Raw genomic sequence first — 16994 nt, forward strand, 5'->3', positions numbered from 1 at the left:
TTTTCTGAGTGAACGCTCATTACTTTTTGATTTTAGCCCGGGTACTTGATGTCCCAAGTTACCACGTCACTTTCAAATGTGGTAAAGGATTTTAAAAATATAGTATCAATGCCTTTTCCGGCTACATAAAATCAAAAGATCCTTTGCCAGAAAGATTTGCCAGGAAGTTTATGTGGTAATGCCGGGCTTTGTCAACATAATCTCCGGCAATTATTTTATTATCAGATTTTACAAATATATACGATCCAGCCAGGTGAGCATTAATCGTTGGGTTGTTCGAGTATATCTTTCCTGATATATATTGTCGGATAGTAAGAAAAGAAGTAAGTATGAATGTTGATGCAATTACGAGTAGGGCAACATGCTGTTTCATATTATATATACAATAAGAGCAAATCAATATAGTAATTTCTTCGGCTATTGCCAGCGTATAGAATTCACGTAAACCAAACAAGTCTCAAGTATTAAGATTTACAAAACGGCCTTTATCCTATAGAGAAGGTTGATGGCGTCTCCAATCATTACCTCGCTTAAAGGCGATGATGACAACGATCACCCGGTTTATTTTTACTTTGAATTTAAGATATAGTAAACCAGTTTATATTGCTATATCTATAATACTTGATTTAAAGAAACTTGGTCTTTTACTCAGCGCGCTCCGTACCTGTATTGACTTAGACCAAGCAAGGCCAGCCTGCATGAAATTAACTTCCATGAGAGCGTAACTGTATCTATTTCCATTATCCAGTCATCGTTATAAATAGCCTCCTGTAATTCGATCTGCACAAATCGTCTCAGCAAGCTGGATCAATCGTACCAGCCACGCTTCGCATGGATACTGTCCTAGTTCTATCTACATCGTTTGAAATCCATGAAAAAACGTATTCTCATAAAAGTACACCATTTTGTCAAGGCATGACAAAATCATTATCAACTATTAAAAAAGACATTTGTAGAAGGAATTCAGAACATATAAAATAGTGTAAGACCCATGACAGTAGTAACGGAGAAATCGGTTTTGAAAAACTCTATATGAGAAACATTTCACTACCTCTAATTTTTTCCATTATGAGTCTGTTCTGTCAGGCTCAGCAGGAACAAATCCACTTTAAACGCATTTCACTCAAGGAAGGCCTTTCTCAAAGCACCGTTAGGTGTAGCTTAAGGGACAAGGAAGGTTATATGTGGTTTAGCACTTTGGATGGCCTCAACCGCTATGATGGCTATCAGATGACCGTCTTCCGCAACGACCCTAAAAAGCCCGCCAGCGTCAGCAGTAACATGATCCACGATATTCTGGAGGATAAAGCGGGCAACCTGTGGGTGGCAACCGCCAAGGGCATCGACCGCTTTGACCGACAAAAGGAATCCTTTATCCACTATCCGCTGGGTGAAAATCCCGTCAATGTAGGGGATATCCTTCAGGACCACCAGGGCAACCTCTTGATTACCACCGGTAACCACCTCTTCCGCTGGGAGAAGGATCACTTCCAACTCTTTCGGGAGGTATCCAATGTATTCAGAATGACCGAAGACGATCAGGGAGACCTGTGGTTACTTTCTTGGGATAAAATCCAACGCCTCAACCTCCGCACCCAACAGGTTAGCAGTTACCCGGCCAACCCATCCATGGTTTATCACGACAGTCAGGGTCGCCTCTGGGTAGGCACGTACCGAGAAGGGCTGTTGCTCTACAACCGCCAGACCGATTCCTTTATCCGCTTTGTCCACGATGAAAACAACCCCAATAGTTTGTGTCTGAACCGGGTTCTCTCCCTGGCCGAAGGACCCGATGGCCGGCTCTGGATTGGTACCCAGAACGGGGGCATCAGCCTGTTTGACTACAAAAATAATCGCTTCAGCACCATCAGTCAGAACATTGATGACCCTACCAGTCTGAGCAATAATTCGGTTCACTCGCTGTATAAGGATGATCAAGGTAATATGTGGGCGGGTACCTGGGCCGGGGGCGTCAACATGTTTTCCCCCTACGCCGGCAAATTTGTCCACTACCAGAAAATCCTCCACTTCAACAACCCCAATATGTATGCCGTCACCGGTGACCAACAGGGCCGAATCTGGATCAGCGTTGAAGATGGCGGGCTGGCGATGCTGGATCGCCGTACCGGAAAGTTTACCCACTATCCCAACCCGCATCAACGAGAGTTTACCACTACCGTCATCTTCTCCATTGCCGATTACGGCTCCGATTCCCTGGCCATTGGCTACAGCGACGCTAATTTTGCCTTCTTTAACAAACACACGGGGCGGTTTACTCACTTTTTCCCTGGTTCCGCTCATCCCGGGATATCGGGCTCCACCAAGCCGATTATTCTCCACGACCACGAGCACAACGTCTGGATGGGCGATTGGGGAAATGGCTTGAACTTCTACGACCACCGCAAAAGACAATTCACCACCTACCGATCAGATCCTAACAATCAGGATAGTGGTCTGAGTAATAATGTCGTGTTTGGCCTCTGTGAAGACCAGCAGGGCAACGTCTGGGTGGGTACCGAAGGTGGGCTCAACCGCTTTGACCGCCGCAGCGGGAAGTTTGTCCAATACCAGCACGAGGAGAAGAACCCCCACAGCCTGAGCCACAATGCCGTCTATGCCCTACTGGTAGACCACCAGGGCACCCTTTGGGTGGGCACTGAACAGGGGCTCAACCGCCTAGATGCGAAAACCAACCGCTTTACCCGGTATACCCGCAAAGACGGATTGCCCAGCGATGTGATCAAGGGGATGCTGGAGGATGCGAAAGGCAACCTGTGGCTGGGTACCAACAAAGGCCTCAGCCGCTTTAATCCCCAGCAGAAAACCTTCCGCAACTACGATGTCAATGATGGCTTGCAAGTAGAGGAGTTCAACCGCAATGCCTGCTACAAAGCCCCAGATGGCACCCTGTTTTTTGCCGGCACCAATGGCATCAACTTGTTTCATCCCGACAGCCTACGCGAGAACCCTTACATTCCACCGGTTGTACTAACCGAATTTCAGATCTTTAATAAGTCAGTCGGCTTGGCTGATAAGGACTCGATCCTCCAGCAAAGCATCAGTCAAACCAATGAACTTACACTCTCCTACAAACAATCGGTATTTACGTTTGAGTTTGCTGCCCTCAACTTTACCCTTCCTGGCAAGAACCAGTATGCCTATAAATTGGAAGGCTTTGACCAGGATTGGAATCAGGTAGGCACGCAACGAAAGGCAACCTATACCAACCTGAATCCCGGAGAATATACATTCCGGGTGAAGGCCTCCAACAACGATGGCCTGTGGAATGAGAAAGGGACCTCTATCAAAGTCATCATTACGCCACCCTTCTGGCAAACCTGGTGGTTTCGACTCGGGGTAGCCATCGCTATCCTAGGGAGTGCTTTTACCTTCTATCGGATACGAATCAACGCCGTCCAGGCCCAGAAGGCGAAGCTGGAAGAACAAGTGCTGGAACGAACAGCTGAAGTCATGCAGCAAAAAGAAGAGCTGCAACTCGTGAATGCCGACATGCGCGAAAAGCAGGAAGAGATCTTGCAGCAACAGGAAGAGTTACAGGCTACGGCCGAACAACTGCAAACCATTAACGACGAACTCAAGGGAAGCCAGATAGAAATTGAAATCCAGCACAGTAGTCTGCGCAAAGCCAATGAGCAGGTGATGAGCAGTATCCTGTATGCCAACACCATTCAGCAAGCCCTGCTACCCTCCGAGAAAAAGATAAGTCAGACTTTGCCAGAACATTTTGTGCTTTACCGGCCCAAGGATATTGTATCAGGCGACTTCTATTGGTTCTCTCATTTGTCCAAAGAAGACCTGGAGGGAGCGGAAAGTGATCTTGTTTTTATAGCCGTTGTCGACTGTACCGGCCACGGCGTACCCGGTGCTTTTATGTCCATCATCGGCAATACCCTGCTCAACGAAATTATCAATTTCAAACACATCCTTGATCCGGCCGAGATACTCGAACAATTGGACAGGGGCGTAAGAAGTGCTGTCGATAAAGCTGAAGGTGTAAACACCGCCGGCATGGATGTTTGTCTCCTGCGCATGCAAAAAGGAGAAGGCGGCCAGACGCGTGTATTATATGCCGGAGCGAAACGCCCCTTATTCTATGTACCGAACCGGCAGCAGGGAGTGAATATCCTGCATGCAGACCGGCGCTCCATTGGAGGTCAGTACACTACCGTACGTCCCTTTACCACTCAGGAACTGATCGTGGAAAAAGGGACGACATTTTATCTCACCACCGATGGATATACAGATCAGAATAACACAGAGCGGATTAAACTCGGGACATCCCGATTGAAAGAGGTTATCAGCCAGGTTGTATTCCTTCCTTTACCAGAGCAAAAGGTAGCCTTCGACAAAGTTCTTGATGAGCACCAGCAAGCCGCTGAACAAAGAGATGACATTACCCTGATAGGCGTGAAAGTGTAGGCTCTCCTCAGGGAGTTCAAGATGGATTTTTCAATTAATCATCATAATAAAAACTGTGGATAAAAAACTAAACATTCTGGCCTTTGATGAAAACCTGGAAAAGGACCACATCCTTGTTTATTATAAAGGTCCTTTTATCGACACGGTGCTGGCCTCTATTGGTAATCGCATCAATGAGATAGAGATGAACCCTCTTTTGAACAAGAAAGTATTTTCCATCTTTCTGGAACTGGCACAAAATGTCTCTTACTATTCGGAAGAAAGAGAGCACCATGATCAAAAGTCAAAAAGCTATGGACGGGGCTCGTTTCTTATATGCGATTGGGCCAGCCATTATTCGCTTACGTCAGCAAACCTGATTAAAAAAAGCTGGGCGACAATTATTACAGAGAAGTGTAAAAAGATCAATAGCCTGGACGTTGATGCCCTGCGTCAATGGAAAAGAGAACTCCGTAACCAGCCAATGCACGAAGGCCAGCTCGGTGCGAATATAGGTCTGATCGACATGGCATTAAAAGCGGGCTCACCACTGGAAGTAGACATTACTCCCTTTGATGAGGATTACGATTTTTTTGCCCTGTCCATTAATGTTTCAAAAACGATAAACAACAATAATATATAGCAATGGAAGACCTGAAAATTATAGGGGAGAAGAACATCTTTTTTATTCCTAACGTAAACTTTTCTGTCGAAACCGGTATCTGTGAGTTAGAAGGGGAATCCTACCTGGAAAATACCTTCCAATTTTATGCGCCTTTGTTGAAATGGCTGGAAGACTATATGGTTCATGTCAATAAACCGATAACATTTAATTTTGGTCTTAGTTACTTCAATACCTCCTCCTCCCGTAGCATCCTGGACATCTTGAATACTTTAAAGCAATATGAGCAACAAGGAGGAAGTGTGACCGTAAATTGGAGGATTCGTGATTGGGATCAAGATATGAAACAGGACGTCGAAGATTTTTCTATTGATGCCAATTTACCGATTCACACACAGACTTATTGATGTGCCCTTTCTTCCTTACGGCATACCAGTAAAACTGCTGTTAATAATATAGCCTGGGATGCACACAATAATTTCGTGAAGGTTATTGGTCTTAAAGGTTAGCTTGGAAAATTGATATAAAAGAGCCTCTAATTCAGAGTGGACTATATACATATGTATATAATTCAAGCTACTGGGTATATGTGGATATGAAAAGCTTGTAAGTAACGAAGGTATATACTTGATGCTATAATCTTAGTATCTCGCTATATATGCTAGAGTATACTGCAAGTTGATTTATCGTTGATTAGAAATTTAGAAGTATAGATATAATTAAAGCCCCATGAGAGTAGGTGCGAAAAAATCGATTCTGGAAAACTCTATATGAGAAACATTTTACTACTTCTGATTCTTTTTACTACAAGTGTGCCCTGTCAGGCCCAGCAGGAACAAGTCCACTTCAAGCGCATTTCACTTAAGGAAGGACTTTCCCAAAGCACGGTAAAGTGTAGCCTCAAGGACCGGGAAGGGTATATGTGGTTTGGTACTCGCGATGGACTCAATCGCTATGACGGCTACCAGATGACGGTCTACCGCAATGACCCGAAAAATCCCGCCAGCCTCAACAGTAGTTCAATTAACGATATACTGGAGGATAAAGCCGGCAACCTCTGGGTAGCGACCTCTAAGGGCATCGATCGCTTTGACCGGCAACAGGAAACCTTTATCCACTATTCGCTGGGGGATCATCCTGTCTATGTAAGTGATATCCTCCAGGATCACCGGGGCACCCGCTGGATAGGTACCGAAAATGGTCTCTTCCGTTGGGAAAAGGGCCACTTCCGTCCCTGTAAAACGCCTTTCGAAATAGCCAGTTTGCAACACATAACCGAAGACGATCGAGGGGAACTGTGGATCATCACCTGGTACGGCATTCATCGGTTCAATCCTGGTAACCAGAGCTTTCGTACGTATTCCACCACCGAGCTTCAAGCGATCGGGTCACCGGTTTTTCAAGACAGTCAGGGCCGCCTCTGGGTAGGCACAACCGGAGGTCTGCTGCTCTATAACCGCCAGACCGATTCCTTTACCCGCTTTCTCCACGATGAAAACAACCCCAACAGCCTCTGCTATAACGAAGTCATCTCCCTGGCGGAAGGCCCCGATGGCCGGCTCTGGATTGGTACCGAGGATGGAGGCATCAGCCTGTTTGACTACCGCCAAAACCGGTTCGGCACCTTACGCCAGAACATTGATGACCCCACCAGTCTGAGCAATAATTCGGTGCCCTCCCTCTATAGGGATGATCAGGGCAATATGTGGGCAGGCACCTGGGCGGGGGGCGTCAACCTTTATTCGCCTTATGCCGGCAAGTTTGCGCACTACCGGAAGATCCTCGACTTCAACACCCCCAATATGTATGCGGTCACCGGCGACCCACAAGGCCGTATCTGGATCAGTGTCGAAGAGGGCGGATTAGTAATGCTGGACCGTCGCACCGGACTGTTTACGCACTATCCAACCCCTCCTCAACAAGGGCCTGCCGTCGGCATCATTTTATCAATGGCCGACTACGGCCGCGACTCTCTGGCGCTTACCTACCACTTGGCAAGCTTTGCCTTTTTTAACAAACGCAACGGTCAATTTAATTTCCTTTTCCCTCATCCAGATCCGACCAACAACCAAAGGATTGGCAGTTCCAAACCGATCGTCTTCCAAGACCACGACCATAACCTCTGGATAGGCGATTGGGGAGACGGGTTGATCCTATACGACCACCGCAGCCGACAATTCACCTACCACCGGTTTGATGCTAACGATGCGGGTAGCCTCAGCAATAATTCCGTCTTCGCTATTTGTGAAGATCACCAGGGCAACGTCTGGGTGGGTACCGAAGATGGACTTAACCGCTTTGACCGCAATAGCGGGAAGTTCACCCGATACCAGCACGAGGAAAATAATCCCAACAGCCTGAGCCATAAAACCATCATTTCGCTGCTGGTAGACCACCAGAATACCCTTTGGGTGGGCACTGAACAGGGGTTCAACCGCCTGGATGAGAAAAACAACCGCTTTATCCGTTACACCCGCAAAGAGGGCTTGCCCAGCGATGTGATTAAGGGAATGCTGGAAGATGCGAAAGGCAACCTGTGGCTGAGCACCAACAAAGGCCTCAGTCGTTTCGATCCGAGGCACAAGACCTTCCGAAACTACGATGTTAATGATGACCTGCAGGTAGAGGAGTTTAACCGTAATGCCTGCTACAAAGCCCCGGATGGCACCATGTTTTTTGCCGGCACCGCGGGCATGAGTATGTTTCATCCCGACAGCCTGCGGGAGAATCCGTATGTTCCTCCTGTAATGATTACTGATTTTCAAATCTTTAATAAATCAGTCGGCCTGGCCGATAAAGATTCTCCCCTCAAGCAAAGCATCAGTCAAACGAAAGAATTGACGCTCTCCTATAAACAATCGGTATTTACCTTTGAGTTTGCCGCTCTTAACTTTGTCCTTCCCGGCAAGAACCAGTATGCCTATAAATTGGAAGGCTTTGACCAGGACTGGAACCAGGTAGGCACGCAGCGCAAGGCTACCTATACCAACCTGAATCCCGGCGAATATACATTCCGGGTGAAAGCCTCCAACAACGATGGGGTCTGGAATGAGAAAGGTGCCTCCATCAAAGTCATCATTACGCCACCCTTCTGGCAAACCTGGTGGTTCAAGGTACTCGCCGCTACCATGGTCATGGGCAGTGCTTTTACCTTCTATCGCATTCGGATTAACGCCATCCAGGCTCAGAAGGCTAAACTGGAAGAACAGGTACAGGAACGAACAGCCGAAGTCGTGCAGCAAAAAGAAGAGCTGCAACTCGTCAATGCTGACATGTGTGAAAAGCAGGAAGAGATCTTGCAGCAACAGGAAGAGTTGCTGGCCACCACCGAACAGCTGCAAACCACCAATTTTGAACTTCAGGAAAGCCATAACAGCCTTCGTAAAGCCAATGAGCAGGTGATGAGCAGTATCCTGTATGCCAACACCATTCAGCAAGCCCTGCTACCCTCCGAGAAAAAGATAAGTCAGACTTTACCAGAACATTTTGTGCTTTACCGCCCCAAGGATATTGTATCAGGCGACTTCTATTGGTTCTCTCATTTGTCCAAAGAAGACCTGGAGGGAAAAGAAAGTGATCTTGTTTTTATAGCCGTTGTCGACTGTACCGGCCACGGCGTACCCGGTGCTTTTATGTCCATCATCGGCAATACCCTGCTCAACGAAATTATCAATTTCAAACACATCCTTGATCCGGCCGAGATACTCGAACAATTGGATAAGGGTGTCAAGAGCGCCATCGATAAAGCGGAAGGTGTAAACACGGCCGGAATGGATGTGTGCCTCTTGCGCATGCAAAAAGGAGAGGGTGGCCAGGTGCAAGTATTATATGCCGGAGCGAAACGTCCCTTGTTCTATGTGCTTAACCAACATCAGGAAGTAAATATCCTGTCGGCCGACCGGCGATCCATTGGAGGCCAATATACTACCGAACGTCCCTTTACCACCCAGGAACTGATCGTGGAAGAAGGCACCACATTTTATCTGACCACCGATGGATATACAGATCAGAATAACGCAGAGCGGATTAAGCTCGGGACACCCCGATTGAGAGAGGTTATTGCCCAGGTGGCACTTCTCCCTTTATCAGAACAAAAAGTGGCCTTCGACAAGGTTCTTGATGAGCACCAGCAAGCTGCCGACCAAAGAGATGATATCACCTTGGTAGGCGTAAAAGTGTAAGTATATCTCCCCGTGGAGTCCAGATGGATTCCTCTGGCTGAGGTATATAATTATTCAATGAGGTATATAATTATTCAATTAATAAACATAAACACCTTACCAAAACTGTGATAAAAAACTAATCTTGATTCTAGCAACATTTATACATGCCTATATACGATGCATAAAAACGTATAATAGACCACGTACTCTAGATGTCTTTTAGAATTCGTGTGGATCAATGGTGCTTCGCTTGATTGAAGCAATGCAAATATTATGTTTTGATTTGTCCGACTTCGTTATCTTAAACTATGTTTTATACTTAAAAAATAATATATATATATGGGTGATGACTTTGTTGTCGATGTCATGCCTTCTCAGTTACAGTATTATTTTACCATTTTTATCGTTTCATTTATAAAATCAGTTTTTCCCAATACATAGGCTCCTCTATCATTTTTGTATTTCGACTCAAGTTCGAGCTTTAACGCTTCATACTGCTTAGCCCTTTCAAAGTTCGAATTTAAATAATCACGAAAATCAGTTTGTTTACACATCACGTTATCTTTGGGACACATATGGATATGAAAAATCTGTTCTTTTACTCCATTAAGATTATAGCCTTTGCCAAATGACATGTATGCACTTATATTGTCTCGCTCCGGTACTTTAAAATACGTGTAGCCTATCTCCTTTAGCTTTGCTATTATTTCTTCACTAAAAAGATGGTCACTAGAAACTTGTATAAGGATATCGATATAAGGCTTTGCTTTGATGTTTTGAATGGAAGTACTTCCAAAATGTTCTATTCTTAGAATTATCTCTGCTCCAAGCTTTTTAATAATTTTTTCTTTTTCTTTAGTATATATAGTTCTCCATTCTGGATTATGTTCAACCAGTTTCACAGGAAAAAGTGAATTCCAGTCCTCTTTTGTTAAATCATATAAAGTCTTATTCATATTTGTTATTTTATATTGCTTCTAAGCCAATGTTCCAATCTAAGAGCGTTATTGCCTATATTTCATTATTAATCTATTGAATCTCGCCACTCAATAAGTGTCTTTTAATACAGTCAATTCCTTTTGCCGTTTACAACGAATAGTAGAGTAGTTCTTCATCTCGAAGATCTACACTATAGTTGTATATAGGAACATATATCACAAACAAGTACAGTGTAACTCTAAAAATAATTAAAAATGTTCCGTGGTGAATGAATGCTCATTAAGTTGTATCACTGCTCATTCATAAGAATTTTCGGGTAAATAATTCCTGTATAGTATAAATATTTGCCGGAATACTAATACGCAGATATGATACGCTATTACTATACAGGCGCCATGATGCAAGATAAAACTGGAAATTTTGGTTTACTAACTTTACATTTCGTTAACATCTTTTTACAAGTCCTTTACTAAACCCGGTATAAAGTGCTTTAGTTTTGTTCATGTCTTCGATAATAGAAGCATGTACAGCGTTTCACCAAACTACTTAATGATATGAAAATCTACAGCCTTCCTTTTTTACTTCTCTTTCTATTGTCCTTTGACAATGAGGTATCGGAATTTCCAGCGTCAGGTCTGAGCACCGTTGATCAGCAAGTGTCAGGCAGTGTTAGACCTAAGCCAGTAAAGATCATTTTCAGATCTAACGATGGCGGACAAACATGGGTAGATATTAGTGAGGGACTGCCCGAAAATTTGATAGATGATTTCGCGAGGGAGGATTTTTCTGCGACTGATAACGGGATCTATCTGCGCACTGGAGACGGGATATATCACAGTAAGCCAAATTCGACCACTCCTTTTTGGAACAAAGAGAATCTCACTGGAAAAGAAAAGAACAATGCTCCTGGCGATAGCGTTCAGAGTTCTGTCGACTCAGTTTTTACCGGTTCTGAAACAGGCGTATTAAAACCCAACGGGAGATTGATAGAGTCAAACGGCGTAATCCTGGCAACCAGTCAGAAGGGAATAATACGATCAACCGATGGCGGCGAAACCTGGAATTTGGTGATCGCCGAGGGTGGTGTTGGAATTGCTTTGGAACGGGTGAAAGGTGGATTCGCTGCGATAACCTACAACACCATGTCGAAGACACGACGCGTGCGGACATCTTACGATGGCGGTAAAACATGGCAGGCCATTGATGCCGGCCTTCCACCAAGTCCTTCTATTGCATCAATCATTCAGGTTGGTAATTACTTCTTTTGTGGTCATCCCGCTGGTGTCTTCAAATCATCAGATAAGGGAAAGACATGGAAACTAATTCTTACCTCTGTAGATGATAAGGTCTTCAATTTGTCTGCTTCAGGAAACGTGATCTATGCAATACCCAGACCTGGCGGATGCTGAAGAATTCGACCGCTAAAATCGTTAGATCTTGCGCAAGCGCGGACCCGTAGCAAAGTACAACGTCAAGAAAAATCCCGGACTCTCGAGAGAATAGTAGATATTCTAACATCGAGAAGAACAGCAGTCGCCTAAAAGGACTTGTTGTTCTTCCTCTTCGCGACACCGGCCGCGATGGTCTGTCGACAAAGTTCAATCTAAGTTCGAACCGGTCGATTTGCCTGGCAAGGTTCACCCGTAATTTTTTCACTTGTGGCGTTAGGGGAGAACATGATCGAGTTTCGTCTGGAGTTGTCTGAAATGAAGATATCATCCATCGACATCGTTACCTTTTATTTCCCTCCACAGCTATAGGGAAAAATAAAGGGGCTGTCTTAAGAAATTAAGACAGCCCCTTTATCATTTTGAAGTTTGTAGATGATATATATACTTGAACCAGGTCATCCAATAGGAATGATACCGATGTTATAGTATTGCTCTGTCTATACCGGTTCGATGATAAACTACTTTCTTATCTGTAACTATTGATGAGTGATTGGCTTAAGCAACCTACTTCGCCATACGACTCTCACTTTTTAACTACCCGCGTGATGGTTGTTGTACCGTGTTGATCAACCACTTCAATTAGATAGATCCCTGCAGGCAGGCCTTCCAGGGACACCTTTGCACTCATACCTTGGTTGCGCGAGTTACTGACGGTGCGGCCACGCACATCGCGGACAGTGACGCTACGCAAATTAACGGAGTCGGAGTCGTCAGAAATTGTGACGGACGCATCTGCCGGATTCGGATGCATGCGAAGGGCTTTTGAATGCTCATCGTGGATGCCTGTTACTGGATCGGGGTCTTGTACTAGGGTTAGATCATCCCAGTAAAGTACACCTCTTCCCCCGCCGGCACACATGTATACTCTCCCGTCGACATTCATATCTCCCACAAGGAATGGAGCACCCCCAAATTCATGGTCATCATCATTCAGCCTGATCCATGTGGCACCCTGATCTACGGATCTGAAAAGACCTGTCACCCCTGACACCGTTCCCCAAATGAAAATTGTAGGATAACTGGCTCCGGACATGGTCTTTCCAATTCCTATGGATTTACAATAGCTTACACCAGCGACCGCTGTAAACGTCGATCCATAGTTGGTAGAATATTTTAAGCCATTGCCGCCAAGCGGCACCCAAACATGTCCCTCCAAGCCGGGCGCCGTCCGGATCAAGGTGGTTAGTTCCCAGGGATAAAATGTATTGGTTCCAGGAGTACCTGCTACTGAAAAGCTGACTCCCTTATTGGAACTTGAAAGTATCTGCCCGTTCCCTGGATTATAGATATAGAAGTAATTTGAATTTACCTGGTCGGCCACGGGAACAGCGTCTGAAAACGATACGCCAGAGCAACTTGTCCAGCTTCCTCCGTTGTTGGTCGTATAATAAGTTGTTGAGGACGATGCAGGACAATGCACGATAGTGCTTCCATCTGCGCTGATGGCCGCCCTTCCTGATATGCCCTTGTTCGTAGCCGCAGCAGTCCACGTAGTGCCCTTATCGTTAGAATAGTAGACAACCTTTCCTTCATTGGCAATTCTTACTACCTTGTTTGGGTTGCCGGCAGCATAGGCAATGCTGAGGTTATTATAACCTCCTATAGGAGAAAGCTTTTGGGACGGATAAGAATTCAGCGGTTCATGCACAAAGCCCGATACGTCTCCGAAACAAGAAATAAACGGACCTCCCGGAATGCTTACCCCGTCAAGGAATGCGGTCTCTTCCATTCCGATTACATCATATTTCCATGAAGGATTGGTGGCCGTGATATCGGAACAGGTATATACGCCACCGCCACCGATTACCCGCACTTTCAAAAGATTATCCTGGTCAAACTCGATACAGTCCATCCAGTTTATCGCCCCACCGGCTGACCAGCCGATGCCATTACTATTATAGGTAGCGTTGGCGCCGTTTTTAAGACTCCAGGTTGATCCTCCGTTTGTAGAGAGGAAAACAAAGTCACCCCAGCCAGTACCAAACTGGTTGTTCCAATACATGCCACAGGTAGAAACAATTACTCTATCGACATTCGTAGGATCTATACTTACTCCTCCGTATGCATAATCCTTCGAATGAACGGGTGTCACGTTCGTCCAGATCCCTGTAGATGTGTTTAGCTTATATAACTTTCCATCTCCCTCGAGTGCCGGACCTGCACCATCCGCATAGGTGACATACATGGTAGTTCCCTGTAGAGCAACCCGATGCGGCATAAAACTGGTTGTTGGTGAAATGTCTGAAAAGGTAGCGCCTCCGTCGGTACTTTTATAAATGTTGGCGCTGCCTTTGCGGGAAACTCCAATGTAAATGGTTTGTGTCGCAGCCCCTACAACACTGCTTGAAGGATCAAAAAGCACAAAACATATTCCGTTCCCATTCGGAGTTGTGGTTACATCATTCCAGAGCAGGTTCCAGGTAACACCAGCATCCGTGCTCTTCCATAATCCGTTGGATCGCGTCCCGCAGAATAATATGTTACTGTTGTGGGGATCAACTGCAAGACGTTCTCCGTTACCTCGCCCGTTCCCATTTCCATGCGTCTTAAATTTAGAAGTTACATCCGTATAGGTGAATGTATTTCCTTTATCGGTGGATTTCAATATGGCGGTTCTTCCATTGTTAATATAGTCCGTTCCGCAAAGCATGTAAACATTATTAGCATTCTGCGGATCAATTGCCAAAGCGTCCACGCCAATAAAACCATTTTCTGACTCGTTAATCCAGTCGAGCAATTGAATCCATTTATTGTTTGAGGCATCCCAACGATACGCTCCACCCACGTCGGTGCGGCAATACCTATCGCCGGAGCCTCGGTGTGTAATGATACCGGTTACAAATCCGCCACCACCAATCGGTGCATTCTTCCAGATGTAGTCGGTAGCAATTTGGGCGTAGCCGTCAAACTCAAAAACGATGCATAGTAAGCAAGTAAATACAAGGCGGTATAATGTTGTTAGTGATTTTTTCTTCATAAGGTCAAAATAGTTTTAAGGCTCGGAAGGACATTGTTTTCAAATGCCTCTTCACGCATATTTCTTGTTTTAGAATTAAGGTTTTCTAACATTTCAGCGCATCGCAGAAACGGGCCGTCAATATTACATTGTGCGATGATATAGAAAGTCCAAAAAGACAGACATAGCAGTCTTCAAAACATTCTCAGGAATGCTTTATTTCGGCGAGATTGCCTTAAGCATTGGAGTTGGACGGCTTCCTCTAACGCCATTCGTCATTAAGAGCAGCAAGTCTCAATGAATCAAATACCCCCTTTATACTTTTTATCCCCATCTTTTGGATTTCTAAAACGTTTCCAGTTGAGGCCCCGGATTCGGCAACTCGTCCGCGATTTAACAGCATTCAACCGTTCATCCATTATTCCGCGCCAACCGTACTAGACTTCTGATACCCTTCAATTAGACATATCAGTTTTCCGGTGCACATATCTTTAGCCTGCAAACGATTACTGATTAGAACGATTTGGAATCCATTGCACCCGCTAAGATTTACTTCGTTGTTAACCAGAGGTCGAGTTTTAAACTTAAATAAACCTAACATTTATGATGAACGGACTTTTCAAAAAGTTCTTGCTGCCGATGCTGCTTGCCGTTGTTTTTATTTCAGGCTGTAAGGAAGACGATGAGACACCAATACTATCGGTTTCGGGATCCGATATAGTAGTTCCCGACGGGGGAGGCACGCCACAGATTTCCATTTCGGAATTGGGAGGCACCTCGGAGATTACCATTTCGTGTAACGAAAAATGGCGCATCAGTAATTCTGCAGCATGGCTCGAGATCAGTCAGGCGAGTGGAGAGAGTGGTACTCACACCGTTGAACTAAATGCAGAAGCCAATACCACTGGCAGCAAGCGAACAGCTACACTGACCGTGAGCTCGGACAACGGCCAGTCCAGACGCCTTGTGGTGTCTCAGGTAAGCCAGCTGTATCCTTCCTATAATTTGTCTCCAATCCCGCCTGATGCAACGGGAATGAACAGCACTGCCGTGGAACTGGCGGCAAAGATGCATTTGGGAATAAATTTTGGCAACACCATGGAAGCCCCAACCGAAGCTGAGTGGGTGAACAGCAAAATTACTGAGTCGTATGTGAAATTTGTAAAACAAATAGGTTTCAACTCTGTACGGCTTCCCACGGGCTGGGTTAAATGGCATTTAAGTGATCGGGCAAAAGCGAAAATTGACCCTGCGTGGCTTAACCGGGTGAAAGAAGTCGTTGGATGGTGTGTGGCGAATGATATGTATGTGATGCTGAATGTTCACGGGGATTGGGGTTGGCTGGAAAATAATGTCAATGCGACAAAGAAAGATTCCGTTAATGCGATGCAAAAGGCGATTTGGGAGCAGATCGCGACAACCATGCGTGATTTTGACGAGCATCTGATATTTGCCGGCACGAATGAACCTGTGGCTGAAGATGCCGAGCATATGGCCATACTTGATAGTTATCACCAGACATTCGTTAATGCAGTTCGCTCTACAGGGGGCAGGAACAGTCACCGGGTGCTGGTTGTACAGGGCCCCAGGACTAACGGTGAATTAACTTATAAACTGATGAATACTCTTCCAACAGACAATGTTCCTAACAAATTGATGGTTGAGATACATAACTACACGCCTGCTACATTTACGCTGGTAACAGATGGAGATGTAAGCTGGGGCAACATGATTTACTACTGGGGGGCTGGGAATGATTCTACTATCGAACCTGAACGCAACGCCGAGTATGGAGAAGAGGATGAGATCCTTGATGAATTTCAAAAGATGAAACAGAAATTTATTGATAAAGGTATCCCTGTGATGCTGGGTGAATATGCAACCTGGAGGCGGAGCCCCGGTCTCGGTAAGCCTGAACCTAAGGATATGGAGATGCACAACAAGTCTGTGGATTACTGGTCATATTATGTTACCAAACAGGCTAAAGCGCATGGTCTTGTGCCATTCTGGTGGGAGATAGGTTTTATGTTAGACAGAGCTAATAATGTGGTAAAGGATCAGGCTATGTTAGATGCTATTTTGGAAGGTGCTAAATAATTGCCGGATATATTTCCAGTGTGTAGTGATAATGATGTGGCGCCCTCGAATGGGCGCCACATTTCGTACAGAGTGTAACAATATTAGCGAACAGAGTGTAACAATATTAGCGAATGCCAATCCATAACAAACGCTTGATTACACATCCGCTTCAGTAAGCCAGTAAACGTTCTTTGGCTTTCGGTGGATTGAGTGCCAAAGCCCTCCGCCAACAAATCCATTTTGTGACTCGCTAAACCCCAGTTAAGTAGTTGAATTCATATACTATTGGAGGACATCTCAGTCTCGGACAAAGAATATAAATAATTGTAAAAAAGAAACTTAATATTGTGAAGTGCCTTTGGTTC

9 protein-coding genes are annotated in these 16994 nt (G+C 45.2%); 6 read left to right on the forward strand and 3 right to left on the reverse strand.

The window, feature by feature from the left end; all coding sequences use genetic code 11:
• Positions 1 to 121 precede the first annotated feature (121 nt).
• A complete protein-coding gene (locus B5Y40_RS11005; protein ID WP_079686707.1) occupies positions 122 to 373 on the reverse strand; it encodes a hypothetical protein in 252 nt (83 codons plus the stop codon).
• 659 nt (positions 374 to 1032) lie between these two features.
• On the opposite strand from B5Y40_RS11005, the gene B5Y40_RS11010 reads away from it, so the two are divergent.
• The 4 genes from B5Y40_RS11010 (at position 1033) to B5Y40_RS11025 (ending at position 9222) form a co-directional block, all read left to right on the forward strand.
• A complete protein-coding gene (locus B5Y40_RS11010; RefSeq protein ID WP_079686708.1) occupies positions 1033 to 4440 on the forward strand; it encodes a two-component regulator propeller domain-containing protein in 3408 nt (1135 codons plus the stop codon).
• Positions 4441 to 4495: 55 nt separating this feature from the next.
• Positions 4496 to 5062 (forward strand): SiaB family protein kinase, encoded by a 567-nt coding sequence (locus tag B5Y40_RS11015; protein ID WP_079686709.1) that lies wholly within the window; start codon positions 4496 to 4498, stop codon positions 5060 to 5062.
• A gap of 2 nt (positions 5063 to 5064) precedes the next feature.
• Positions 5065 to 5448 carry a DUF1987 domain-containing protein gene (locus B5Y40_RS11020; protein WP_079686710.1) on the forward strand — a complete coding sequence of 128 codons (384 nt, stop codon included), beginning with the start codon at positions 5065 to 5067 and terminating at the stop codon, positions 5446 to 5448.
• Between the two features lie 363 nt (positions 5449 to 5811).
• Positions 5812 to 9222 (forward strand): two-component regulator propeller domain-containing protein, encoded by a 3411-nt coding sequence (locus tag B5Y40_RS11025; RefSeq protein WP_079686711.1) that lies wholly within the window; start codon positions 5812 to 5814, stop codon positions 9220 to 9222.
• Positions 9223 to 9590: 368 nt separating this feature from the next.
• On the opposite strand, the gene B5Y40_RS11030 is transcribed toward B5Y40_RS11025, so the two are convergent.
• Positions 9591 to 10160: a GrpB family protein gene (locus B5Y40_RS11030; RefSeq protein ID WP_079686712.1), complete on the reverse strand. Its 570-nt coding sequence runs from the start codon at positions 10158 to 10160 to the stop codon at positions 9591 to 9593.
• A 537-nt stretch (positions 10161 to 10697) separates the two neighbouring features.
• Here B5Y40_RS11030 and B5Y40_RS11035 point away from each other — a divergent pair.
• Complete coding sequence (locus B5Y40_RS11035) at positions 10698 to 11552, forward strand: WD40/YVTN/BNR-like repeat-containing protein (RefSeq protein WP_079686713.1); 855 nt, start codon at positions 10698 to 10700, stop codon at positions 11550 to 11552.
• Positions 11553 to 12117: 565 nt separating this feature from the next.
• Here B5Y40_RS11035 and B5Y40_RS11040 read toward each other — a convergent pair.
• Positions 12118 to 14571, reverse strand: coding sequence for a T9SS type A sorting domain-containing protein (locus tag B5Y40_RS11040; RefSeq protein WP_079686714.1), 2454 nt, complete (start codon positions 14569 to 14571; stop codon positions 12118 to 12120).
• A 582-nt stretch (positions 14572 to 15153) separates the two neighbouring features.
• Here B5Y40_RS11040 and B5Y40_RS11050 point away from each other — a divergent pair.
• Positions 15154 to 16647 (forward strand): cellulase family glycosylhydrolase, encoded by a 1494-nt coding sequence (locus tag B5Y40_RS11050; RefSeq protein ID WP_079686716.1) that lies wholly within the window; start codon positions 15154 to 15156, stop codon positions 16645 to 16647.
• Positions 16648 to 16994 lie beyond the last annotated feature (347 nt).

It is taken from the genome of Ohtaekwangia koreensis, assembly GCF_900167975.1.
Classification (GTDB): domain Bacteria; phylum Bacteroidota; class Bacteroidia; order Cytophagales; family Cyclobacteriaceae; genus Ohtaekwangia; species Ohtaekwangia koreensis.